Origin of the sequence: Gilliamella sp. B2969 (assembly GCF_026536195.1) — a bacterium.
Classification (GTDB): domain Bacteria; phylum Pseudomonadota; class Gammaproteobacteria; order Enterobacterales; family Orbaceae; genus Gilliamella.
On sequence record NZ_JAFNOP010000003.1, the window covers coordinates 38,449 to 62,321 of the forward strand.

22 protein-coding genes and 1 riboswitch are annotated in these 23,873 nt (G+C 34.7%); of the genes, 7 read left to right on the top strand and 15 right to left on the bottom strand.

Annotated features, from left to right (window positions below):
- Nucleotides 1–15 precede the first annotated feature (15 nt).
- The 14 genes from pmrA to coaA all read right to left on the bottom strand — a co-directional run bounded on the left by pmrA (nucleotide 16) and on the right by coaA (nucleotide 17,394).
- A complete protein-coding gene (pmrA, locus tag J3U66_RS03205) occupies nucleotides 16–681 on the bottom strand; it encodes a two-component system response regulator PmrA (protein WP_267333091.1) in 666 nt (221 codons plus the stop codon).
- A 12-nt stretch (nucleotides 682–693) separates the two neighbouring features.
- On the bottom strand, nucleotides 694–2,358 hold the full coding sequence (eptA, locus tag J3U66_RS03210; protein ID WP_267343842.1) for a phosphoethanolamine transferase EptA: 1,665 nt from the start codon (nucleotides 2,356–2,358) through the stop codon (nucleotides 694–696).
- Between the two features lie 108 nt (nucleotides 2,359–2,466).
- Nucleotides 2,467–3,006, bottom strand: coding sequence for a phosphatase PAP2 family protein (locus J3U66_RS03215; protein ID WP_267343841.1), 540 nt, complete (start codon nucleotides 3,004–3,006; stop codon nucleotides 2,467–2,469).
- 222 nt (nucleotides 3,007–3,228) lie between these two features.
- Nucleotides 3,229–3,912, bottom strand: coding sequence for an amino acid ABC transporter permease (locus J3U66_RS03220; RefSeq protein ID WP_267343840.1), 684 nt, complete (start codon nucleotides 3,910–3,912; stop codon nucleotides 3,229–3,231).
- Between the two features lie 2 nt (nucleotides 3,913–3,914).
- Nucleotides 3,915–4,643 carry an amino acid ABC transporter permease gene (locus J3U66_RS03225; protein WP_267333095.1) on the bottom strand — a complete coding sequence of 243 codons (729 nt, stop codon included), beginning with the start codon at nucleotides 4,641–4,643 and terminating at the stop codon, nucleotides 3,915–3,917.
- Between the two features lie 3 nt (nucleotides 4,644–4,646).
- Complete coding sequence (locus J3U66_RS03230) at nucleotides 4,647–5,474, bottom strand: ABC transporter substrate-binding protein (RefSeq protein WP_267347963.1); 828 nt, start codon at nucleotides 5,472–5,474, stop codon at nucleotides 4,647–4,649.
- A 287-nt stretch (nucleotides 5,475–5,761) separates the two neighbouring features.
- Nucleotides 5,762–6,187, bottom strand: a complete 426-nt coding sequence (gene ndk / locus J3U66_RS03235) for a nucleoside-diphosphate kinase (RefSeq protein WP_267347965.1) — start codon at nucleotides 6,185–6,187, stop codon at nucleotides 5,762–5,764.
- Nucleotides 6,188–6,200: 13 nt separating this feature from the next.
- Complete coding sequence (pbpC, locus tag J3U66_RS03240) at nucleotides 6,201–8,498, bottom strand: penicillin-binding protein 1C (RefSeq protein ID WP_267347966.1); 2,298 nt, start codon at nucleotides 8,496–8,498, stop codon at nucleotides 6,201–6,203.
- 94 nt (nucleotides 8,499–8,592) lie between these two features.
- On the bottom strand, nucleotides 8,593–13,671 hold the full coding sequence (locus J3U66_RS03245; protein WP_267347967.1) for an alpha-2-macroglobulin family protein: 5,079 nt from the start codon (nucleotides 13,669–13,671) through the stop codon (nucleotides 8,593–8,595).
- Between the two features lie 260 nt (nucleotides 13,672–13,931).
- Nucleotides 13,932–14,603, bottom strand: coding sequence for a 7-cyano-7-deazaguanine/7-aminomethyl-7-deazaguanine transporter (locus tag J3U66_RS03250; RefSeq protein ID WP_267333100.1), 672 nt, complete (start codon nucleotides 14,601–14,603; stop codon nucleotides 13,932–13,934).
- Between the two features lie 42 nt (nucleotides 14,604–14,645).
- A complete protein-coding gene (queC, locus tag J3U66_RS03255) occupies nucleotides 14,646–15,323 on the bottom strand; it encodes a 7-cyano-7-deazaguanine synthase QueC (RefSeq protein ID WP_267348087.1) in 678 nt (225 codons plus the stop codon).
- Between the two features lie 14 nt (nucleotides 15,324–15,337).
- Nucleotides 15,338–15,811 carry a preQ(1) synthase gene (gene queF, locus J3U66_RS03260; protein ID WP_267347968.1) on the bottom strand — a complete coding sequence of 158 codons (474 nt, stop codon included), beginning with the start codon at nucleotides 15,809–15,811 and terminating at the stop codon, nucleotides 15,338–15,340.
- A gap of 4 nt (nucleotides 15,812–15,815) precedes the next feature.
- A riboswitch (PreQ1 riboswitch) is annotated at nucleotides 15,816–15,860 on the bottom strand.
- A gap of 127 nt (nucleotides 15,861–15,987) precedes the next feature.
- Nucleotides 15,988–16,440, bottom strand: a complete 453-nt coding sequence (locus J3U66_RS03265) for a DUF1090 domain-containing protein (protein ID WP_267347969.1) — start codon at nucleotides 16,438–16,440, stop codon at nucleotides 15,988–15,990.
- A gap of 18 nt (nucleotides 16,441–16,458) precedes the next feature.
- Nucleotides 16,459–17,394: a type I pantothenate kinase gene (gene coaA, locus J3U66_RS03270; protein WP_267333102.1), complete on the bottom strand. Its 936-nt coding sequence runs from the start codon at nucleotides 17,392–17,394 to the stop codon at nucleotides 16,459–16,461.
- 169 nt (nucleotides 17,395–17,563) lie between these two features.
- Between coaA and yihI the strand changes: the two genes are divergently transcribed.
- Both yihI and hemN read left to right on the top strand, forming a co-directional pair.
- Complete coding sequence (gene yihI, locus J3U66_RS03275; RefSeq protein WP_267347970.1) at nucleotides 17,564–18,058, top strand: Der GTPase-activating protein YihI; 495 nt, start codon at nucleotides 17,564–17,566, stop codon at nucleotides 18,056–18,058.
- A 288-nt stretch (nucleotides 18,059–18,346) separates the two neighbouring features.
- Nucleotides 18,347–19,750 carry an oxygen-independent coproporphyrinogen III oxidase gene (gene hemN, locus J3U66_RS03280; RefSeq protein ID WP_267347971.1) on the top strand — a complete coding sequence of 468 codons (1,404 nt, stop codon included), beginning with the start codon at nucleotides 18,347–18,349 and terminating at the stop codon, nucleotides 19,748–19,750.
- Nucleotides 19,751–19,791: 41 nt separating this feature from the next.
- On the opposite strand, the gene rsmC is transcribed toward hemN, so the two are convergent.
- Complete coding sequence (rsmC, locus tag J3U66_RS03285) at nucleotides 19,792–20,832, bottom strand: 16S rRNA (guanine(1207)-N(2))-methyltransferase RsmC (RefSeq protein ID WP_267333105.1); 1,041 nt, start codon at nucleotides 20,830–20,832, stop codon at nucleotides 19,792–19,794.
- 90 nt (nucleotides 20,833–20,922) lie between these two features.
- On the opposite strand from rsmC, the gene J3U66_RS03290 reads away from it, so the two are divergent.
- The 5 genes from J3U66_RS03290 to J3U66_RS03310 all read left to right on the top strand — a co-directional run bounded on the left by J3U66_RS03290 (nucleotide 20,923) and on the right by J3U66_RS03310 (nucleotide 23,811).
- Complete coding sequence (locus tag J3U66_RS03290) at nucleotides 20,923–21,330, top strand: DNA polymerase III subunit psi (RefSeq protein WP_267347972.1); 408 nt, start codon at nucleotides 20,923–20,925, stop codon at nucleotides 21,328–21,330.
- Nucleotides 21,299–21,760, top strand: a complete 462-nt coding sequence (gene rimI / locus J3U66_RS03295) for a ribosomal protein S18-alanine N-acetyltransferase (protein ID WP_267333107.1) — start codon at nucleotides 21,299–21,301, stop codon at nucleotides 21,758–21,760. Before J3U66_RS03290 ends, rimI begins: the two co-directional genes overlap by 32 nt.
- A gap of 17 nt (nucleotides 21,761–21,777) precedes the next feature.
- Nucleotides 21,778–22,413, top strand: a complete 636-nt coding sequence (locus tag J3U66_RS03300) for a thiamine diphosphokinase (protein ID WP_267347974.1) — start codon at nucleotides 21,778–21,780, stop codon at nucleotides 22,411–22,413.
- Nucleotides 22,414–22,485: 72 nt separating this feature from the next.
- Nucleotides 22,486–23,283 (top strand): hypothetical protein, encoded by a 798-nt coding sequence (locus J3U66_RS03305; protein WP_267343825.1) that lies wholly within the window; start codon nucleotides 22,486–22,488, stop codon nucleotides 23,281–23,283.
- Nucleotides 23,284–23,811, top strand: coding sequence for a surface-adhesin E family protein (locus J3U66_RS03310; RefSeq protein WP_267333110.1), 528 nt, complete (start codon nucleotides 23,284–23,286; stop codon nucleotides 23,809–23,811).
- The last annotated feature ends 62 nt before the right edge of the window (nucleotides 23,812–23,873 follow it).

Below are 23,873 nucleotides of genomic sequence, written 5' to 3' on the forward strand. Positions count from 1 at the left end.
ATTGATTGTGCATGGTTAATCGTCTTGAGTATTAAGCTGATAACCGTAACCTCTTACAGTACGTATTAAATTTTTACCCAGTTTATTTCGTAGCCCATGGATATAAACTTCCAGTACATTTGAACTCGGATCACTTTGCCAATCATACAAATCATTTTGCAACAGATCTCGATGGACTTTTTCACCGGCTTTTAACATTAATCGAGATAACACAATAAATTCCTTAGGGGTTAGCATCACTTCTTGATTAGACAAAATGGTCTTTTGTTGTTTTATATCAATGGTGATAGGACCATAACTAATAAGGTTTTCGGCAATTCCCTGATGCCGACGTATCAGCGCTCGAATGCGTGCTAATAATTCAGTCAAAGCAAAGGGTTTAATTAAGTAATCATCCGCACCAAGATCTAATCCTTGAACCCTATCTTCAATAGTATCTCGAGCGGTTAAAATCAATACGGGGATACTAATTTTATTTTTACGCCAGCGTGTTAAAAGCTCAAGTCCATCACAATCGGGCAAGCCAAGATCTAAAATAATCAAACTAAATTGTCCAAATAGTAAATGTTGTTCAGCTTGTTCCCCTGTTGCCGCCACTTCACAAACATAACCATTCGCGGTGATACCATCATACAACCCTTTTTGTAACAGATTATCGTCTTCAACAATTAATATTTTCATGATTTTTAAAACCTATCCACGAGCATTTTTACAAGAATTTAAGCTATCGAGTGATTGATTATACTCTTTAGTCTGAATAGCAAAAATGCCTAATAATAAATGAAACAAATTATCATGCGATAAAAGGTCCTGTTTTGCATGATTTTGTATACATGCTGTATTGATATGATTTAAGTTTGCTAAATGCTTTGAAATCCACAAAATAAATGGAATTTTAGTTTGTTGTGTTGGCGCAATTGAATAAGGAAAACTGTGTAAATATAGACCATTTTCACCCAACGATTCGCCATGATCGGATAAATAGATCAGCATCGTGTTATATTTATTTTGCTTACGTTGTAAAAGTTCAATTGTTTGATTGATAATATAATCAGTATACACAATCGTATTATCGTAAGTATTCACTAAACTGCCTAAGTCACAATTAGTTATCTGATTAGTATCACATGTTGGTGTGAATGTTCTAAATTGTTCAGGATAACGTTGATAGTAATTTGGACCATGACTACCTAAAGGATGTAAAACAATTAAGGAATCTTTATCAAGATGTTGCAGCTTTGTGGCTAACTCATTGACAAGCACTTCATCATAACACGCCCCATCTTGGCAAAGTTTGCTACCGCTATTTAGATACTTTTTAGTTATATTTTCATTTTCAATCCTGTTACAAACACCTTTACAACCAGTATTATTATCCAACCAAATTACATTTATACCTTGTTTGTTTAAAATATCGAGTATATTTTCTTGACGCAAAGCTAAAGCTTCATCGTAATTTTTACGTGACATATTCGAAAACATACAAGGGATAGAAAAAGCAGTATAGGTACCACACGACGTTGTATTTTGAAACGAGATAACATCATCACGTTTGCTTAACAAAGGCGTTGTGTTTTTACCATAACCATTTAGTGCAAAATTTTCACTACGCGCTGTTTCGCCAACTATTAACACAACAACTGTTTTAATAGCTTCACTATCACTATTAACGACTTGCCGATGAGCATCATCACCGATTGTTAAAAAAGGGCGATTTTTATTTTGTTCAAATTGATATTGTCCGTATAGTGCACCAATATAATTGGATGGGAGTAGATATTTGATTATTTTGCTATTATTACGCACAAACGTAGCATAATTTTTATAAAAAATAAGCGCAATAAGCCCAACCAATAACAGTGCTAATAATACAATCATGACATGCTTAAATAAAAAATATAATCCTATCGTTCTTGGTTTAATTTTAACAAATATAATGACAATACTGGGTAAAATCCCTAACAGTAAAATACAGTTTATTAATTCAAAGGTTATCAACGATGCCGATTCAGTAAAACTCGTCTCTAACGTATTTTGCAACATACTGCGATCAATCATAATGCCAAATCTGAGCATAAAATAAGAGAGTGCTGAACCGATTATGACTAAACTACTTGCTACTATTTTAACTAACCATTGATTTAATAGCAGAGTGAGCAGGATAAAAATCACACAAAAAACAACAACAGGCATGGATATAAAAAAGGCAATATTTTCAATAGAATCTAAAGATAATTTGATTAAAACTTGTTTGTAAAAACTGATATTCAAAATTGTCGCTTGATATACTGCAACTGACACAATGAGCGTACGCAGTGATATAGGACGAGTTAAAAGCATTTGAATTATTCTTTTCATAAAAAACCTATACTACATTTATACCTATCCCTAAAGGAAGTTCGTGTTTAGCTATCAACGTTAATGAATATGTAAAAATGAATGATGTTTATTTAATTAAAATACTTATCAGCGAATAAAAATCATTGATAGTAATTTATAAATAATCGGCCATAACTTTTGTATTACATAAGCTGAAATTAAACTCACTATAAAGCCCCCCACTATGTCTAATGGCCAATGGACACCTAAGTAGACTCGGCTCCAACAGACTAAAATAGCCACAACAGTAAATAGCATTAGAAGTTTTTTTAATTTAGCACCGTAATTTAAGCAAATGACTAAACAAATAGTCCAAACAAAAACCGCATGTTGGCTAGGAAATGAACTTGTTTTATCGTGATATAAATAATTGGTCCCTATATTTTGTGCAAAAGGACGCGGTGAATAAAAGAGATGGCGAAGAATAAACGTGACCAATAATGCCAAAGCTAAACCAATGGCAATTTTAATAATTAATTGTCGACAAGAAGGCTGTAAAAACCAATAAATGCCTAAAACAATGACAGGCAAATATACTAAATAATTTGCACAAAAAACAGCAAAATAGACAAATGTTTTTGAAGCTTGTTCTGATGCATTAATGAGTAAAAAAAGTTGAGTATTCACATTGTTCCACATAAAAAAAACCAATATTATTTATAATGTGAACTAATTTAATCAATAAATCTTAATACAACCTTAATGCAATAAATTTCAAATATAAATTCCATTTCGGTTTGATACGCCCAAGTAAAGTGGAATAAGGCTATATTTGATAAAGGGATAATGATTTTACCAAACTTAACATAATCAGAAATTATGGTTAGTTTGGCGGTTCAACAATAATGATCAGTGAATACGAAATAATCGACTTTTTGATAGCATAGATAAAGAAAAATCCAACAACCAGCAAATAATAAAATAAACGACAATGACAAATAAAAATATCTCGGTTGGATAAACCATACTACGATTGTTGATTTGTGTTGCAACAAAAGTAAATTCAGCCACACCAACAATATAAGCTAAAGAGGTATCTTTAATGAGTGAAACCCATTGATTAACGAAAGATGGCAACATCATTTTTAGTGCTTGCGGCAAAATAATAAAAATAATAACTTGTCTTTTAGTCAAACCTAACGAATAGGCTGCTTGCCACTGTTCTTTGGCAATCGCAATCATACCCGCATAAACTGAATGACCAATATAAGCCGCGCCAATTAAGGATAACGCGAATATCACTGTAGCTATAGCTGGCACATCAATATCAAGCAATATAGGTAATAAAAAGTAAGTCCAAAAAATTAGCATAATCACAGGAATAGCTCTTAAAAAACCCAATAAACTAATTAATATATAGCGACATATACCTTTGGTCACCGTTAAGCCTACCCCAGCTAAAATCCCCAAAAGTGTAGAAAAAAAGATAGCGGCAATGCTCATTAATAGTGTCAAGAAAATGCCGCCAGGAAAGTTTCCCCACATTAAATAATCCAGGTTATTCCAAATAAGTGCTAAACCTTTAAGTTCCATAACTAAACCTTGTTACCAAATTGCAGTCGTTTTGCCTGATAAATATTGCCGAGCGTACCTACAATCACTATAGCTAAAATATATAAAAACGTTGCAATGGCAAAATCCTGAAAAGTTTTAAGCGATTCAGTTTCTACTTGTCGAGAAACGTAAGACAACTCTAAGACGCCAATCGCCATGGTCAGGGATGAATTTTTGATAATATTCATATATTGACCAATTAATGGTGGGAATGCGATACGAAAACTTTGCGGCAAAATAATAAAACGCATACTTTGCCACCAAGTCAACCCGAGTGCCGATGATGCCTGCTGTTGCCCTTTACTCACCCCAGATATTCCTGCTCGAAATTCTTCAGCAATAAACGCACTAGAATAAAATGTTAAAGCAATCAAACCAATAATAAATTCAAATGACGGCATTTTTAAAGTGAACAAAAATAAATTAATCTGTGGTTCATCAAATAACCACATTTTAAATTCAGCAGGTAATAAACTTCCAATGCCAAAGTACCAAAAAAACAGTTGAGGCAATAATGGCGAATAACGAAAAATGGCGTTATAGCTAACTACAACGCCTTTGATAAATTTGATATGACTTTGTTGAGCAATAACTAGCAAAAAACCCAATACAGTAGATAAAATGATTGTTAAAACCGAAATAGCGATAGTGACTAAAAAACCATCCCATAACCACCATAAGTAACGTGGTTCTAGTAACTGCTCAAACATAAATTATAAACCTTGACCTATTTTAAAATCACCGCGCGGCATAGCTGATTTGGTTTCTGGTCCAAACCAACGATTATAAATCGTTAATGCTTCACCATCATTTTCAAGTTTTAATAGTATTTGGTCAACCTTTTCTTTCAAACGGGTTTCCCCTTTTGGAATACCAACAGCTTGATACTCTTGGGTAATACTAAATGGCGAAATTTCAAATGCGGCGCGTTGTTCGTCAGGCACATTAGCAAGTAACCCAATTAATTTAGCATCATCTTGAGTTATAGCTTGTACCACACCATTACGCAATGCAGTAAAAGCAAAAGGCGTATCGTCATAGGAGATCACCTTAGCTGTTGGATACTTTTCACGTAAAGTAATTTCCATTACCGTACCTTTATCAGCACCAATGCGTAAATTTTTTAAATCATCAGGCGATTTTAATAACCCTTTTTTGGCAATAAATTTTTGCCCGGTAGCAAAGTAAGGTAAACTAAAATCGACTGTTTTAGCGCGTTCATCAGTAACCGTAAAGTTTGCTACAATCAGATCGGCTTTTTGTGAGGTTAGTAAGGGAATACGGTTAGCCGGATTAGTTGGAACAAGATCAACTTTTACATTCAATGCTTTAGCAATTTCATTAGCATAATCAACATCAAGCCCTGCAATTTTATTCGTTTTTTCATCAATAAAGCCAAACGGCGGATTGCTATCAAATACGGCTATTTTAATTTCACCGCGTTTTTCAATATCATCTAAACGATCCGCAAAAGCAGAATTCGTTCCTAATAAACTACCAATTAATGCTACTACTTTTAGCGTTTTAGTTAAAAATTTCATCTCGATTTCCCCAAATAAGGATAGTGTTAAGTACAGCTAAAGTCTAACAGCAAATAACTGAGGTAAATAAATAATAAATTTTTACATGGTTATAACTAATAGTTATATTAAAAGCAGCAACCTACTTTTTTATGATTGAGTGACTAATGATTGCTGCTTGTTAATTAACATTCTCAAAGACCATCACGCAATTTTGATAGAGATGATTAATCAAAAATATTTTTAGATGTCTGGTTGCACAATATGTTGTTGCTAACTCACATAACATCTTCATTTTATAAACTGCTTTAGCTTCCTATTATTTCATTTTCGACAAAAAAGTAAGCAATCTCTCTTTCGGCTGATGCCGCTGAATCCGAACCATGTACTGCATTTTCAGTCACACTGTCAGCAAAATCTGCTCGCAACGTGCCCGCAGCCGCTTTAGATAAATCAGTTGGCCCTATCAATTCACGATAGCGTTGAATTGCATTTTCACCTTCAAGTACTTGCACAACAATTGCACCAGATGTCATAAATTTTACTAAATTGTCAAAAAACGGTTTACCTTGATGTTCAGCATAAAAGCCCGCCGCTTGTTCTTGTGTTAATTTCAACATTTTTAATGCAATAATCTTGAATTTTGCTTGTGATATACGCGTTTCAATCTCACCAATTATCTGTTTACGAACTGCATTTGGCTTGATAATTGATAAAGTTCGTTCTATAGCCATAAGTTAATCCTTATTAATTGAAGGTAAATTTGACACGTGCAATTTGACCACTTTCATCTAACAATAATAAAAAGTGTTCACCTTTTTGTGATAAAGTGACTGCAACTTTATCACTATCCATCGAATGTGCAATAAGATTGCCATCTAAAAACCACCATTTTTCTCCATATCCCCCCTCTGGTGTTAAATCAACAGTGACTTGATTGTTGCCGGGCAATGCCCTAAGCAATTGTTTATCATTTAGTCCAACAATATTGAGTGACATAAAAACATCTTGCCCCATTACCGGACAACGTTTATCAATTGGTGGCAATAAAGCCCGTCTTTTCTCTTTGGTTAATAGAAAGTTTTCTAAGGATACTGGCCATAGCGCGACTTGTTTTTTTTGCGCGCCAGAGCAATCCGCCGCCACACGCTCACCTTGTTCATTAACCCAAATCGTTATCGAACCAGAACGATAAATATTATTTTTTAACTCACTATAGGTGCTTAATGTTGGTGGAACCATATTATTCAATACCCATGCTGTTTTTTGGCGGTGACAGTTTGCATCTGACTCAGGAAGCGGTTGCCCTAATGGCCAACAAATTTTTATAGATGATACTGATTCTGGTTTTGGATAAGCAATAAGTGGACGATTTAAACGGTTTTCTCGGTTTAATAAAATAGAATTAACATGTTGTAAAATTGGCATTGCAGACATTGAACCATATTGCCCCACAACAGGTGTTCCATCAGGCCGCCCTACCCAAACGCCAATTAAATACCGTGGATTGATACCTATCGCCCAAGCATCACGATAGCCATAACTGGTTCCGGTTTTATAAGCTAATAAATTATTATTAATTAGCATTTGTCTTGTTATCCAAGCGCTACCATCTGAAATAAGGGGTTTAGTAATTAATGGCGCTTGTTGAGTAAAGCGCAAAGGACTCACCTCACCATGCCTTGCAAATGCACTATAAGCGCTGACAAGATTATCCATTCTTACAGAAGCGCCACCTAATATATAAGAGATATTCGGTTCATTTGCTATGGACGATAACGGTAAACCGATGCCAGCCAATTTACCGGCAAATCGTTTTGGCCCATATAACTCAATTAATTGTACCGCTGGTAAGTTTAATGATTTACTTAACGCATCCGATGCGCTAACCGGGCCATTAAATCCCTCATCAAAATTAGTGGGTCGATAATCAGTGGTAATACGTGGAACATCTTGGAGTAACGATTCTGAATGAATCATACCATCATCAATGGCAAAGGCATAAATGAAAGGTTTTAGTGTAGAGCCAGGCGATCTTAACGCACTAATCATATCCACTTGGCCAAAGCGCTCTTTGTCATTAAAATCAGCTGAACCGATATACGCTTTAACTGTCATATCAGTATGATCGACAACCAAAATAGCCAATGATGTTTTAGGCGGTAGTTGTGAGGCTCGATTGATGGCTAAATCTTCTAAATTATATTGAAGCGAAGCATCAATAGTGGAATGAATAATATCCTCATTCGGATATTTCTGTTTTAGACGATAAGCCAATAAAGGCGCCAACTGCGGTGCTTTTCGTGGATAGACCCAAACTTCGTCACGTCGGACTTGATCGATCAAATCATTAGGCCACACCTTATATTGCGCCAATCTATCTAATACTTTATCGCGAGCTTGCTTCGCTCTTTCAGGAAATCGATCAGGCCTCAATCGACTGGGCGCTTGAGGTAATACGGCTAATAATACAGCTTCACTTCTTGTTAACGCTTTGGGATGTTTACCAAAATAGGACCAGCTTGCTGCGCCAATACCCTCTATTGTGCCACCATAAGGAGCATGATTAATATATAAAGTTAAAATCTCCTTTTTACTATAATGTAATTCAAGTTGCAGGGTTCGAAAAAGCTGTTTTAGCTTACCGAGCAGTGTTCGATCATGTGGATATAATAATCTCGCCACTTGCATAGAGAGAGTACTGCCTCCGGAAATGATTCGATCATTAGCTATATTTTGCCAAGCTGCACGAACTAAAGAAACCGGATTGATACCGATATGATCGTAAAAATAACGATCTTCATAATTTAATAAAACGTCAAGATAATAGTCGGGCACTTCATCAAGGTTGACCGAATAACGCCAAACACCATTTTGGTCTGCAAATCGCCATAAGGGTGTTTCATCTTCAGCAACAACCGTTTGCGTAGTTTTATTTTGGGAAATAGATAATGGAAAAAGAGAATCAGCAATCAAAAAACTACCGACTAATAAAACCAATAATATCAATACAAATTTGAATAATTTATAGAAGTGTTTTTTCATTATCGTTGTTATGTGACCTTGCTAAATATACTTACAAATAAAAATTCCGCCAAATACTTTGGCGGAATAATCAGTTAAGTTTATTGATATTTGATTAATTTTGTTCCTTTTTCGGATTTGAAATTGTCATCAAATCAGGTGATTGTCCTATCGCAAAACGATCTGGACGATACATAGATTCAACATAGGGATAAGGAATCATATAATCGCCTGGCGTTACCGCTCTAACTAAATAAACGATACGTTTACGATAGGTATCACGCGCTACATATGTTTGCAGATTAACGGCGGCAACATATCTATCATCTCGATATTCTTGATATTTAATATCACTAATATCCTCACCTTTCATTAAATCAGCTATAGCAGGAATTGATGATAAATTTACGCTACTATTAGAAAGATTTTGATTTTCAAGTTCTAAACCTGCTGGTAAAAAATCAACAATCAATGCATCATTAACCGGTTTTTTAGCCGTTACATCTAGAACTACAACCATCATTGAACCAACCTCTAAAGTTGTTGGTGATATGTTATTACCCTGCAAATCGTAATAGCGTCGACTGATATTAAAGAAATCATCAGGTGACGTTGGTGCTGGTGCTATTTTGGAATAACCAGTAACAGAAAACTTAATATAAAGTGGTTCACCCGATTCTACATTATTAATCGTTAACCCTTGAGCTAACCCATCATAATCATAAGCGTGTGAAAAGGCCGAAGTCACTTCATTAACTTTACCATTTATCGACACGTTGAATTTATGACCAGTGCTATGTTGTTCTAATGACCAACCAGCAATAAACAATGCGTTTAGCTCCTGTGTTGAAAAATAGCGTTTATCATTTAATAACGCCGATAGATTAAATAAATAACTAGCTTGATTATTTTGAGCCATATTGTTATCTAACAGTAAAGAGAGTATTAATGCTCTATCACGTATTTCACTGCCGTAATTACCTAACCAGTTATTATTATACTGATATGGCGTGCTGAAAATTAATGGTATTAATTGTTCATAGATAGGTTGATAACCATTCAATTTTGCAGCAACTGCTAATTGCGCTAAAGGTAGTGGTGAATAGATAAATGATTTATCACTATTAATTTTGTCTGATAAATAATTTATCTCGTTACGCATTGCTGAGGTAATTTTATTTTGTTTAGTTAGCACCATTAATGCATAAGCTTTAATTGACAACTTAGTAAACTCAAGATTACGCGAATCTCCATAATAATTAAGATTATTAAATGCAGATGCATCATAAATATATTGACCTATGCGCGTCATTGCTAAATCAAGCGCTTTATCACTAACTTGATAACCCCGTTCTTTAGCTTGCAATAAGAAGTCAGTTGCATACACAGTCAACCAATGCTCTTCTTCGTTATGGCTATTCCATAAACCGAAGCTGCCGTTACTGCGTTGCATTGATAAGATACGTGAAATACCCAATTGTACTTTTTCACGACGTTTATCATCAGCATCGGTTTGAATGCCTAACTCTGCAAGTTGTTCACTATTGGCATATAGCGATGGGAATAAACCACTGGTTGTTTGTTCCAAACAACCGTAAGGATATGCAAATAATGCTTTGATATATTGAGCAATATTCAAGGGTGGTTGATTAGAGATAACCAACTGCCCAGCAACAGTGTTATCAATTAATCCCGTTAATGCTTGGTCTGGTAATTGCCAACTTTCATTGGCATTTAATGCTGCTACATAAGATCGCGTTGTACCAGCATAGGCTGGTCTTACGCCAATTGACCATGAACGTTCAATGTTAACCTCTGAATTACCTTCGAGTAAAATACCTTTGACCGCTATCGTCACTGAACCTGCACCATAACCATAATCCGCAATTACAGGAATTTGAATAATCTCTTTTTGTTTACTATCAAGTTTAACCGATATCGTTTGTGCTTCATTTTGCTTAATCAAACCCGCGGTTGATACTTCAATTTGCATAGTTTGTGTGCTATCAGTCAAATTATGCACATCTAACGCTAATACAGCGCGATCACCACCAGATAAAAATCGCGGCGTAGATAATTCAACCACAACCGGCGCGGCAACCTTCATTTTTTTATCCGCCTTACCAAAACGGTTATCATCCCATGCTTGCGCCATTATTCGTAGTTCACCATTAAAATTAGGTAAAGGTAAATTAATCTCACCTTCACCTTCGTCATTTAACTCAATGGTATTGAGTTGTTGTGCAACAATTTGAACGTCATTTGACGGTTTTTTCCCGCCAGCGCCCATCGCATCACCACCGAAGCTCATGTTAACATTACGGCCGGTAGCTTCAATTAATTTGCCATAGACATCATAAATATCGACATTATAACGTTTACGCCCTAAGAACCCAGCATAAGGATCGGGGGTGACATAATCAGTAATATTTAACACGCCAGAATCAACTGCTGAAACCAATACAGTCACTTTTTTATCTTTCTGGATAGATGATGGATCCATTTTAATTTTAATCGGCACAACGCTTTCTGGTTGTACTTGTACGGGTGCATCAATTGAAAAATTTAATTGACGATTAGCCGTATCAATCGGTAAATAAAGCAAACCAATTGCGCGTTTGACAGTTTGCACTGAAGCGTCCGTCGACGGGCGAACAATCATGGCACTAATGTAAATATCATGTCGTCCCCATTTTTCAATAGGAATGTCGACATCTAAACCTTCTTCACCCACTGTAATGGCTTTTTTCCAAATGGTGCCATCGTTGGTTTCAAGAGAAATATAGCCAGACCCTGCGACAGGTGCTTGGACATTAACTTTAGCGACATCGCCTGGATTGTAAGATGGCTTATCAATACTTAACTTAACTTGGTCTGGACGTACCGATTTAGTACCTTGAGTATTATCCTCCCAGTCATAACCAGACCAGAATCGAAAACTTGTTACGACTTGAGTGTTAGTATCGACAACTTCAACACGGTAAGACCCATAATCGGTTGGTTGATAGGCTATTTTTGTGGTACTGCCTGGCTCAATCGATAACTGATCTTCCGAAACGACAAACTCCTTGGAGTTGTAACTTTGGCTCCAGCCATCTACATCTGACCACACCCAATAATAATTATAACGCTCACGAATCAGTCTAGCTTTTAATGAATTTGTACCTAATTTTTCACCATGCGTATCAACGTAAGCGATTTCGAATTCAGCATTACTATTTATGTCTACAGTAGGACGCTGTAAATAATTATCGCTATTCCAATCATAATAAGGCGAGTCTTCAAATAATGCTCGAATTGCCGGCATTTTAGGTGCTGGCCAAATAGTTTGCGTTGCATAACGTGTAACCGGCCTACCGCCAGAATCTAGCAAACTAGCTTGTAAAACAACTTTGACAGGCGATTGCGTTTCGGACCAATAAACTTTCTTCACATCAATTTGAGTTAAGCCATCGTTATCTAACTCCAACCCTAAAGAATCTAGATCCTCATATAGATTATCATCAGTAACTGGACCAATTTTAAAATCAGCTAATCCAGCAATAGTGTCGGCTTTCTTTAAATAAAGATTCGCATCTAAGCGATTACCAGATGCAGGTGCACCATATAAATACCAACCTTTGATATCAAAGGAAACATCTTCATTCTTTAGAATTGGCTCATCAGATACACTGTGAATTTCCATCGCCATCCGTTCTGGCAAAAACTCTTCTACTTTGAAGTTCCATTGGCGAAAGTTATCATCTCCTAAATTAAAACGAATTGTCCAATTACCTGTTGCGGCATCATCGGGAATAACAAACTCTTGTTGATATAATCCATTGGTATCAGCACGACTTTTTAAATGGAAAGTTTCAACCACTCGACCATTTGTCGATATCACCTCAGCGATGATGGGTTGTCTAGGTAATGGCTGACCATCTGCGTCACGTAATAGTGCATTGAAATAGACCGTTTCTTTTGGACGATAAAGGTCACGAGGCCCAAAAACAAACAATTGTTTTTGATAAAACGGCGTACCAGATAGATTGAAATCCGTTAAATTGAGCGCATTTCGATCAATCGTCACAAATGAGGTTTGCTGTCCATCAGTAGCTGTCAAGATGTTATAGGCAGAGCTTTTTGTTTTGGTAAATTCAGCATAACCATCTTCATCTGTTGTTGCTGTCAGGTTTTTACAGGTTTTGTTACTATTTTCGGTTTGGCATAGCAGTGATAAATTAATATTGGCCAGTGGTTTACCATTATCTAAACCATGAACCATTACCGCTAATTTACCATTTTTATAGTGATGAAGTGAAACCCCAATATTACTTATAGAAAATATTGTTGCTGGGTTATATTCATTATAAGTTCCTGCTTGATTCATTACCGCAATATAAACCCCTTCTTGATTGAGTTTAGCAATGTTAGAAAGGTTAACGATAATGGTTTCTTGAGCATTCGGTTTAGGATTAAGATCAAATCTTGAGGAATAAACTAAGTCGGTAAATTCACTCATTTCTTGCGAACGCCAAATTGATAACATATTAATAAAGCCATAATTATCGATCAAACTGGATAATTTTTCTGGCTTAATTTTGAAAAAGTTTATATCAACTTTGTCAACATTGAGCGTGGTAATAGGCAATCCACTCATGGATTTACTTGGCAATAATAATCCTGTACTTGCAAAGCCGACTGTTGGTTTACGGTCTTGAGTGGTTATCTCGGTTTGATAAACATCTGATAAATGACTATCATTAATCGCTGATAACATTTTATCAATAGTTAAAACTAATTTACGATTGGGTTGAAGATAACGAAGTTTTAATTCAAGGCCATTATCAGACAACTCCCAAGCGCCATCAACCACACCACTCTCTTTGTCAACCAATCTTAATAAATTTGAAAAATGCAATTTTGGATTGATAGGAACAGAAAACGTCACAACTAAAGTACTTGTACCATCAATAATAACTTCTGAACTATCGATAACTTTTAGGCTTTTACCTTTATATTTTTCAATTAATTCAGGTGTTGGATTAAACGAACTATGAGATTGCGAATTAACATTCGAATTATGCGTAGAATTATCGGTAATGAGCTCCGTTTTATTAGTACTTTCTAAATCGACAGTTTTCTTTTTTTGATCGTCACAAGCACATAACGCCAAAAACAAACCTAACACAGCCAACTGTTTTATCAATCTCATTTTTTCATCTAATCCTTACTATTACAGGTAAATATACTTGTTATTTTATTGTCAATATTATGTCCCATTGTATAAACATTAGCAAAGAATCTTTATCAAGATTTTTAGCCGATCTTGAGATAAATAAAATTTTTAAATTAGTAAAAAAATTGGCAGAACGAGGTTATTGAAGGAGGATTATGACATTTAGAACTTATCATGAGGCCAATAAGCTCTAAATATCTATATTTTCTAATATTATTCGATAATTAATAGCTGATTTACGATGTTTTGATAATTAATTTTTTTAAGATAAAGTTCAAAATAATGCCATAAAGCGGTAAAAAGAATAAGCCACAGATAATAATTTTAAAACTATAATCGATAGCGGCAATTTCAACCCAATGCGTTGCCATAAACTCATCGCTCGTTTTATAAAATGCGATCGCAAAAAAGACAATCGTATCAATACCATTACCTAATACAGCTGATGCCGAAGGTGCTACCCACCATGCTCTATTTTTACGTAAATAATTAAACACAGTAATATCCATCAATTGCCCAACTAAATAAGCGGCAAAACTGGCTAAGGCAATACGGAAAACAAAACTGTTAAAATCAGACAAAGCTGAAAATCCCATCCAATGCCCTTCAAAAAATACAACCGAAATGGAATAAGAGAACAGTAATGCCGGTATCATAACAACAAAGATAATTTTTCTGGCAAGACTAGCACCAAATACCCGAATGGTTAAATCGGTAGTCAGAAAGATAAATGGAAAGGTAAAAGCCCCCCAAGTGGTATGAAACCCGAAGATATCAAACGGGATTTGCACCAAATAATTACTTGAAGCAATAACCAAAATATGAAAAAACGAAAGCCAGCCAAGGGCTTTCATTTGTTGCGTGTGAGTAAATTTGCTTGTTTGCTCTGAATGCGTGTTCAGATACATAAATTTTCCTTTTTTATGGGGTGAGTGAACCCAGTATGACAATTAATTTGAATGATTAAGGTATTGGTTTAAACCTTTCTCGCGAAGAATGCAGCTAGGACACTTACCGCATCCACCCTCTACGCCATAATAGCAAGTATGAGTATGGTTTCGGATATAATCCAAATAACCCAGCTTATCGGCCATTTCCCATGTTTGCGCTTTGGTAAGATACATTAAAGGCGTTTTAATATTAAAAGCGTAATCCATAGCTAAATTCATTGACACATTCATCGATTTGATAAAGATATCTCGACAGTCCGGATAACCACTAAAATCAGTTTCACATACGCCAATAATAATATCTTTAATACCGTGTTGTTTGGCATAACAGCCTGCTAACAATAAAAATAGCATATTGCGCCCATCAACAAAGGTATTAGGATAATCCCCGTCTTTGGCAGCTTTAATTTCCTGCGCCTCATCAATCAACGCATTATTGGTCGTTTGTTTGATCACTGAAGTGTCGATGACGGTTTGTTTCACACCAAGATCGTCAGCAATCCATTTCGCTTTTTCAAGTTCAATGGCATGTCGTTGTCCATATTGAAAACTAATGGTTTCGACGTTTTCACGTCCATAATCTGCAATGGCTTGCAGTAAACAGGTGGTAGAATCTTGCCCACCAGAAAATATCACTAGTGCTTTACGATTTTGCATTTTTAACTGTTCCGATTTGATTTTTTCGACAAAAATTAGCGATTATCAACTTTTTCAGGATAAAGATCGTGATTAGCCAAACGGTTCATCGCTATCTGCTCCCAATTGGTGCCAGCTTTACCATAATTGGCATAAGGATCGATAGAGATACCACCGCGCGGTGTAAATTTTCCCCAAATCTCAATATATTTAGGATCCATTAACTTGATCAGATCTTTCATGATGATATTAATGCAATCTTCATGATAATCGCCATGATTACGAAAACTAAAGAGATACAGTTTGAGTGATTTACTCTCAACCATCTTAATATTTGGTACATACGAAATATAAATCGTAGCAAAATCCGGTTGACCGGTTATCGGACAAAGACTGGTAAATTCCGGGCAGTTAAATTTAACAAAATAATCATTACCCGGATGTTTATTATCGAAGGTTTCTAAAATATTTGGACAATAGTCAGTTGGATAGCGAACAGATTGGTCGCCAAGTAGTGTAATTTTACTCATTAAATTTTCCTTAGTTTTTTAGCGTGGGAGGTTCACGAACCACGTAGTAAGGCGCACACCTTACTATTTTTGATGGCAAAAGTCTAGGATAATAGCTGTCTAACGTGATGTTAAAAACGCTATCAATATTAAAATTGATAGCGTGAAGATAAAAAATAAGTAGGTTAGCAATTCATCTATTTAATTGTTACTTGTTGATAATAATCAGCAAGTTTTTGTTTAGCATCCGCTAGTTCTTGTTCGGCTTTTTGTACTTTTGCTTTTAACTTATCAATTTTTTCTTGATCGAACTTTTTACTATCTTTAGCGTATTTTTCAGTTTTTTGAGCTAATTCATTCTTTCTTTCAACAACTTTATCCGTTTTTTCGGCAATATCTTGCTTATATTTTGACTCTAAATCGGCATTACTACAATGCGTATTAACTTCATCAAACGCTTTCTCAAGCCCGTTAATTTTATGGCTGTTATTATGGCTTTTAGCTTGTTCAATTTCGGCTTGAATAGCCTGCTTTTTGCTTTCACAAGTTAGCCCTTCAGATTGATGATTTTGCGCAAAGCTGTTCATTGAGCAGGTTGTGACCAAAGTCAACATACTTAATTTACTGACTAACTTTATTACTTTTTTCATATTCATTTCCCCAATTGTTTATTTTCTCAGTTGTATACAATCAACTTTATGATCTTTCCCTTTGGTTAGAATCAAACTTGCTCGTTCCCGTGTTGGCAAAATATTTTCGATCAAATTTAATTCATTAATTTCTCGCCAAAGGCGGTTAGCAATATTCACAGCTTCTTGTTCTGGCAACTGTGAATAATGGTGAAAATAGGAATTAGGATCACTAAATGCCCCAGCTCTAAATTTCAAAAATCGATTGACATACCAATCATGTAATAACGGTAATTGTGCATCGACATATATTGAAAAATCGACATAATCAGAAACAAATACCCGATTGTTAGCTTGAGTATAATTGACTAAACCTTGTAAAACATTTAATCCTTCAAGAATTAAAATGTCGGGACTGTCTATAATAATTTCTTCATTTTCGACAATGTCATAAACTAAATGCGAATAAACAGGGGCACTGACCTGTTTTTGCCCTGACTTAATGTCAGCAACAAAATTAATCAATTTTTTGATATCATAAGATTGTGGAAAGCCTTTTTTATTCATTATTCCACGTTGTTCAAGACATTTATTTGGATACAAAAATCCATCGGTTGTCACCAATGCAACTTTGCGATGTTCAGGCCAACGTGTCAAAAGCGCCTGTAATACTCGAGCAGTGGTGCTTTTACCGACAGCCACACTACCTGCGATACCAATAATATAAGGGATTTTCTGACTTTTACCTAAAAATTTTGATAACACAACCTGCCTAGAAAGGCTATTACTAATATAGTAATTAAGTAGTCGAGATAAAGGCAAATAGATTTCACTTACCTCATCCATCGATAAATCTTCATTAATTCCTTGTAACGAAGTTAATTCTTCGGAAGTTAAAGTCATTGGTACCGCATTACGCAAACTTGCCCACTCTTTACGGCTAAATTGCATATAAGGACTCAAATGATTCTTCATATTTTACTTTTCTCTTTGATGATTAATGCAAAAATAATCGGTTCAGATTATACATAATTCTTATTTTTTACAATCACAAATTAGCATTGATGCTTCATCGTAGCTATCTAAGTGAGTTACTGATAAAATATAAACGTAAAATTTAACTTGAATATAAAATTGAGATTATATGTTAAAAACTAAATCGAAGCTAAAACCCAAAAAAAGCCGTCAAGAAATAAATGAAGAGTCGCGTGAACTGAAACGCAAACGTAAACATAAAGGTTTACCGAGCGGTTCACGTTTTAATGGTCAAGATAATAATCAACATAAAAAATCATCCAATACCATTAAAGATCCGCGAATTGGTAGTAAAAAGCCAATTGCCTTAATTGCGGATGATGCAACAAGCAAACCTGTTTTAGTCAAAGAGTCAAAACCAATAAAAAAACGCTTATCCCCTCAAGAAGAGTTAGAACAATTAGAAAATGATGAAAAATTAGAGCAACTACTTGATTTAGTCGAAAGTGATAGTAAATTAACCAAAGAACAACAGTCATACCTTGATAGCAAACTAAACCGTATAGAAGAGCTGATGCAACAGCTTGGTTATAGTGATGATGATTTTGATGATGAACAAGATGAAGCGAAAGACGATATCGTCAATTTATTAAAACGTCATTAAAAATCGATTAAATGATCATAATCCGACGTGAATGTGATTATAAAGTATTTAAGTCATATCAATTAAAATACAGCGATTTTAATTGATATGATCTTAAAATCGGTATTGTTCAATACAAATCAGCTTAGATAAATAATGAGAACATAATGCCATTACTAATAATGCTTAGTTTATATTTTGGATTATTGATTTGTACGTTACTATTTTTAAAAAAAACCAATCGTATAAAAAATAGAACCAAAATCAAAACTAAACAAAAACCAATTAAAAAAAATCATGGAAATAGCAATGTTAGATGCCGAATTAAATAAAAATAATAATAAAATTCAAACGCAATTATGGGATCAAAGATTAATTGAAAAATATAATTATTCTGGTCCGAGATATACATCATACCCAACAGCGCTCGAATTTAATGAAAATTTTAAAGACCAAGATTTTTTAGCGGCGGCCAATCGTTATCCCGATAGACCATTATCGCTTTATGTTCATATCCCTTTTTGCCATAAGCTTTGTTATTTTTGTGGTTGTAACAAACTAGTTACCCGCCAGACTCAAAAAGTTACTAAATATTTAGATATACTCGATATTGAAATTGAAAAGCGATCACAACTATTCAAAAACCGTATTGTCTCGCAAATGCATTGGGGCGGCGGTACCCCAACCTTTTTGACCAACGATGAAATTACCCGCCTGATTGTTTCGCTAAGAAAGCATTTCAATTTTGCGCAAAATGCTGAACTGTCAATTGAAATTGACCCACGGGAAATTACTCCTCAAACTATTGATCATCTTGCTAGCCTCGGATTTAATCGACTGAGTATGGGAATTCAAGATTTTAATCACGAAATTCAAAATTTAATTAATCGTGAACAAGATGAAAATCTAATACGCTCATTAATTAAGCAAGCACGTAAAAATCATTTCCATTCAATTAGCTTGGATCTTATCTATGGATTACCTAAACAAACAGTAGAAAGTTTTACCGAAACCTTAAATAAGGTTATCGATATTTCACCAGATCGATTGAGTGTCTTTAATTATGCTCATCTTCCTAGTCGTTTTGCCGCTCAGCGAAAGATCAAAGATCAGGATTTACCTAACGCTAATCAAAAATTGCAGATTTTACAAACCTGTATCGAAAAATTAACCCAAGCTGGTTATCAATTTATCGGTATGGATCACTTTGCTAAACCCACTGATGAACTGGCAATCGCGCAGCAGCAAAATAAATTGCACCGCAATTTTCAAGGTTATACCACGCAAGGTGATGCTGATTTATTGGGACTTGGTGTATCGGCAATTAGCATGCTGGGTGATAGTTATGCGCAAAATCAAAAAGATCTAAAAATTTATCAAAACCAAGTTGAACAAACTGGCAATGGTTTATGGAAAGGCTTTAATTTAAATAATGATGATATTATTCGGCGTGATGTGATTAAACAGCTTATTTGTCATTTTTATTTAGACAAAAAACAAATAGAGCAAAAATTTACTATTCAGTTCGATGATTATTTTGCGCAAGACTTATCGTTACTCAAACCATTACAACAAGATGGTCTGGTCATGATTAGTGATGATACCATTGTTGTACAACCCAAAGGACATTTATTAATTCGTAATATATGTATGTGTTTTGATAGTTATATGCGCCGTATGGCAAGACAGCAACAATTCTCACGCGTGATCTAGTTCACTTTACTCACGCATGAATATTCGATTATCATTACTTATTAATGACTGGCTAAATAGACTTTAAATTTTGTCGTTTGTGCTATCACTTCTACACTTTTAAACGTGTCATTTAAAATCGTTTGATAGGGTAAAAATGAGTTTGCTACTATACACAAATAACCATTCAATTTTAGATGTTTTTTGGCTTGGCTAATTAAAGCATTAACCGCAGTATAATCGGTCTGCTTGCCGTCATGAAAAGGCGGATTTGATATAATCAAATGGTATTTATCATTCAAATTAGAAAAAACATCACTGGCAACAACACTGGCTGATAAATGATTACTCGCTAACGTTGCTTTGCTTGATTCTAATGCCGCACTATTAACGTCAGACAGTGTTAACGTAATATCAGGATATAATTTAGCAAGCACTGTTGCCAAAATACCCGAGCCACATCCGACATCTAAAACATGTCCTTTAACAATGTCTGCATGTTCCATCAATGCATTTAATAGCAATTCACTACCCGCATCTAACCCTTTTTGGCTAAATACGCCTGGTAAACTTTTCACTTCAATGTCGTGATTATCGATTGTTAAATGATAGCTCAACCACCATTTTTCAAACTCAAAGGCCAAACGATGATCGGCTTGAAAATGATATAAACTGCAACGTCTGGCACTATCTATTTTTTGGATGGAACCAAACTCATTTAACAAAGCTTCAACACTTTTAATCCCTGAGCGGTTTTCACCAACAATAAAAATATCACTCCCTTTAGCCATGTTATGTAATAAGTAAGACAACTGAAACTGCGCTTCACTTTTTGTTTTTGGCCAATAGTAGATGACCGTATCCATGTTTGTGTAAAAGGTAGAATCAGGTAGCAAAGCAAAAAGCGTTTCGACCTTATGGGTGTAATTTTTTAGTCGTAAATAGGTATGAAACTGAGAACAATGAATTTTGATGTTATGCGCCGAAAAACTTGCCGGATAACTGTCTTGAATATCGCCAGCAAAGATAACATTTTTATTGTTAAAGATACTCTCGTGTCGTTCTATTACTTGACTTGCTGGTGTAAAAGCAGATGTTGCCATATTACCTCAATGAAAAAACCTTTATAAATTTAGCCGTTGATTATACAATTAACGTCCCTTAATCTCTAACAAAAAAACACTTTCTTAATCATGACTGAACAAGATTGGTATTTAAAGCAATGTAATATCACACAATATGTTTTGCGTGATGCAGCCGCGTTCAAAGGTGAATTTGCAACACATATTAGTGATGAAATCCGCTTAATTGTTGTTGCAGAACAAAAGCCAACACAAAAAATATATCAGGATATTTTAAATGCCATTAGTCTTAGCACTGAACACGTATTGGTGCTTACGCCATCGCAACTCATTATTCCTGCTAATGAAATAAATAAAGTGGTATGGTTTATTGATATTCAACCAGATGAATCGTGGCAAAATCAGTTAGTGATTCAAACAACGAATTTAGATGCCTTAGCCAATGCACCACAACAAAAACGCCAGCTTTGGCAACAATTATGTCAATATGAAAACTATTTCCATCCTAAACAAGCATGATTTATCAGAAGCTTATGCATTAGAACAACTTTGCCATCCTATTGCATGGTCTAAACAGACGTTCTTCTCTAACCAAGGCGATCATTATTTAAATTTGAAGCTCACGATTAATAACAAAATAATTGGATTTTGCATATGCCAATTAGTGGCCGATGAAGCAAACTTATTTAATATCGCGATACATCCTAAGTTTAGAAAACAAGGATTAGCAAAAGCGTTGCTCAACTGCCTTATTGACAAGTTAACGACAATCAACCCATCTAACCCTATCACCACGCTTTGGTTAGAAGTTCGACAATCAAATAAGGCCGCTATTTTGTTGTATCATTCACTTGGTTTTAATCAAATTACGATTAGAAAAAATTATTATCCAACTACAGATGGTAAACAAGAAGATGCAATCATTATGGCTTTGACATTAGCCTTATAAAACAGAGGAATATAAGAATGCAAAACCATACCGCATTACTATTTGTTAATGGGGAGCCGCCAAAGCACTACCCTAACACTAGCGATAATTATTGCTGTATAGCGGCAACTGACGGAGCATATCATAATTATTTATCATCAACCTCAATCATTCCCAATTATATTATTGGTGATTTAGATAGTTTTCACCGTGATCGCAACACACCAAACACGACTCAAGTGATTCACACGCCTGATCAAAATAAAACTGACTTTGAAAAAGCGATGTTATTTTTAGCCGATAAAGGAATAAAACGCTTTATTGTGTATGGTGCCTGCGGTCATGCTAGTGATCATTTTTTAGGTAACTTATCAGTTGCAAAACAATATCATCAACAATTTGATATCACTTTTTATGATAATTATTGCCATTTCTTTTTTGCTAAACACCAGCAAGTTCTCACCGGTATAAAAAATCGAATTATCTCATTGATGCCTTTTCCAAAAGTAATCAAATTATCTATTGATGGTGTTCAATATCCGCTGACTAATGCAACGTTGAAGTTAGGCGAATTAACGAGTTTACGAAATAAGGCAATCTGTGATTTAGTAAAAATATCATTTAAAAATGGTAGTTTACTTATCTTCATTGAAGATTTACATACAGATGATTGACAACATTATTTACATTACTTTACAATACTTTACACACATTGGCAGAAGAATTATTATAAAAGGATCCTCTCCATGCTTATAAAGAAACTTTCGGTTTTTATTTGCTCTTCATTACTTTCTTGCATGGTTATTGCACAAAATGCAGCAAAAGAGAATAACACAGATGAGATAATTGATTCATTTCTTCAATGCGATAGTCAATTTTTTGAACAGTTAGCTAAAAATAAGAAATATTTTAGCCAATATGCCGACTTAGATTCGTTTGAAAATATTGCCTATATTCCCGTTCAATCAATGGAATATGATAATAGCAATACAACAATGTTGAAAAAACCAATTAAATATAAAGGATTAACAATAGTTGGTTATCAAAACATCTATATTCCCACTACATTATCTGGCAAATTTTATTATTGGGGATTTATCTTTAATAATAATTTAGATGAAGTTAAAAATAATTTAAAAAACCTCAACTGGTTACCTTACAATAATCAAGTCTATATCGCTAATCCTAAAATTTATGATCAAAAAAATAAAGCCCTTCTTTGGCAGGATAACCCATACTCAATTGATATGGTTATTCCACGACTTTGGACGGTTGAAAAATCACTCTATTTAGAAAATATTGCCGATAATCAGAGCCGAATAGCTTGTTCAATTCAAGGCGATATAGAAAAAGATATTCTTTATTTAACTCGCCCAGACATGAAACCCTTAGATGCTAAAATTGAAGCTAAACGTCAAGAAAAAATTAAAGCTTATAAGCTAAAAAAACAAAAAGAGAATGAAGAAAATCTAAAATCTCAACAAAAGAAAGACATGAGTAAAACATCAACAGAAAATAAATCAAAAGGCGGGGATAAGATTTAAATGAAAAAATTATATTTATTATTGATTCTGTCTTCTTTTTCTGCGTTTGGTAATAGTGTCGATACTAAAATAGCACCAATCAATGATACTGTTGACGAAAAAACAACATCAGACGTAAATGAAATTTTACATAATGAACGCGTTGGTCAGCAATTTATTTCGATAAGTAAATCTAAAGACGACAAATCCACTGGTTATTCATTCATTGATAGAACATCTATTGCCCTCCACCCTTACAACAAACGAATTCGAGTATTTTCGCAAATTGTCAACTATACGCCAGCAATCGAACAAGATAATAGTGATGGTAATAAAATTTCATATCGCTCATTAGTCATTGAACAATTTGCAAATTGTGACAAAATGGAGATGGCTAAAGGAAATATACAGTTATTTGCAAATTACTTCGGCGAAGGTGATTTAATCGGTACTAATGATACTCCAAACCGCTGGGTCGCAATGACAAATAATGACGATGAACTACGCCGATTACTCATTGTTGCCTGCTCTTTACCTATTACTGAATAAATACAGATAACTATTTAACTGCCACTTGATTGTGGCAGGTTAATAGGGTTTATGTTAAACTC

Excerpts from the sequence above, each read along its gene's own strand:
- J3U66_RS03300 (WP_267347974.1), top strand. The coding sequence starts at position 21,778 with ATGCAAAACCATACCGCATTACTATTTGTTAATGGGGAGCCGCCAAAG.
- yihI (WP_267347970.1), top strand. The coding sequence starts at position 17,564 with ATGTTAAAAACTAAATCGAAGCTAAAACCCAAAAAAAGCCGTCAAGAA.
- ndk (WP_267347965.1), bottom strand. The coding sequence starts at position 6,187 with ATGGCTATAGAACGAACTTTATCAATTATCAAGCCAAATGCAGTTCGT.
- rimI (WP_267333107.1), top strand. The coding sequence starts at position 21,299 with ATGAAAACTATTTCCATCCTAAACAAGCATGATTTATCAGAAGCTTAT.
- J3U66_RS03250 (WP_267333100.1), bottom strand. The coding sequence starts at position 14,603 with ATGTATCTGAACACGCATTCAGAGCAAACAAGCAAATTTACTCACACG.
- J3U66_RS03290 (WP_267347972.1), top strand. The coding sequence starts at position 20,923 with ATGACTGAACAAGATTGGTATTTAAAGCAATGTAATATCACACAATAT.
- J3U66_RS03225 (WP_267333095.1), bottom strand. The coding sequence starts at position 4,643 with ATGTTTGAGCAGTTACTAGAACCACGTTACTTATGGTGGTTATGGGAT.
- J3U66_RS03265 (WP_267347969.1), bottom strand. The coding sequence starts at position 16,440 with ATGAAAAAAGTAATAAAGTTAGTCAGTAAATTAAGTATGTTGACTTTG.
- J3U66_RS03220 (WP_267343840.1), bottom strand. The coding sequence starts at position 3,912 with ATGGAACTTAAAGGTTTAGCACTTATTTGGAATAACCTGGATTATTTA.
- rsmC (WP_267333105.1), bottom strand. The coding sequence starts at position 20,832 with ATGGCAACATCTGCTTTTACACCAGCAAGTCAAGTAATAGAACGACAC.
- J3U66_RS03305 (WP_267343825.1), top strand. The coding sequence starts at position 22,486 with ATGCTTATAAAGAAACTTTCGGTTTTTATTTGCTCTTCATTACTTTCT.
- hemN (WP_267347971.1), top strand. The coding sequence starts at position 18,347 with ATGTTAGATGCCGAATTAAATAAAAATAATAATAAAATTCAAACGCAA.
- J3U66_RS03230 (WP_267347963.1), bottom strand. The coding sequence starts at position 5,474 with ATGAAATTTTTAACTAAAACGCTAAAAGTAGTAGCATTAATTGGTAGT.
- queF (WP_267347968.1), bottom strand. The coding sequence starts at position 15,811 with ATGAGTAAAATTACACTACTTGGCGACCAATCTGTTCGCTATCCAACT.
- J3U66_RS03245 (WP_267347967.1), bottom strand. The coding sequence starts at position 13,671 with ATGAGATTGATAAAACAGTTGGCTGTGTTAGGTTTGTTTTTGGCGTTA.
- coaA (WP_267333102.1), bottom strand. The coding sequence starts at position 17,394 with ATGAAGAATCATTTGAGTCCTTATATGCAATTTAGCCGTAAAGAGTGG.
- pbpC (WP_267347966.1), bottom strand. The coding sequence starts at position 8,498 with ATGAAAAAACACTTCTATAAATTATTCAAATTTGTATTGATATTATTG.
- eptA (WP_267343842.1), bottom strand. The coding sequence starts at position 2,358 with ATGAAAAGAATAATTCAAATGCTTTTAACTCGTCCTATATCACTGCGT.
- pmrA (WP_267333091.1), bottom strand. The coding sequence starts at position 681 with ATGAAAATATTAATTGTTGAAGACGATAATCTGTTACAAAAAGGGTTG.
- J3U66_RS03310 (WP_267333110.1), top strand. The coding sequence starts at position 23,284 with ATGAAAAAATTATATTTATTATTGATTCTGTCTTCTTTTTCTGCGTTT.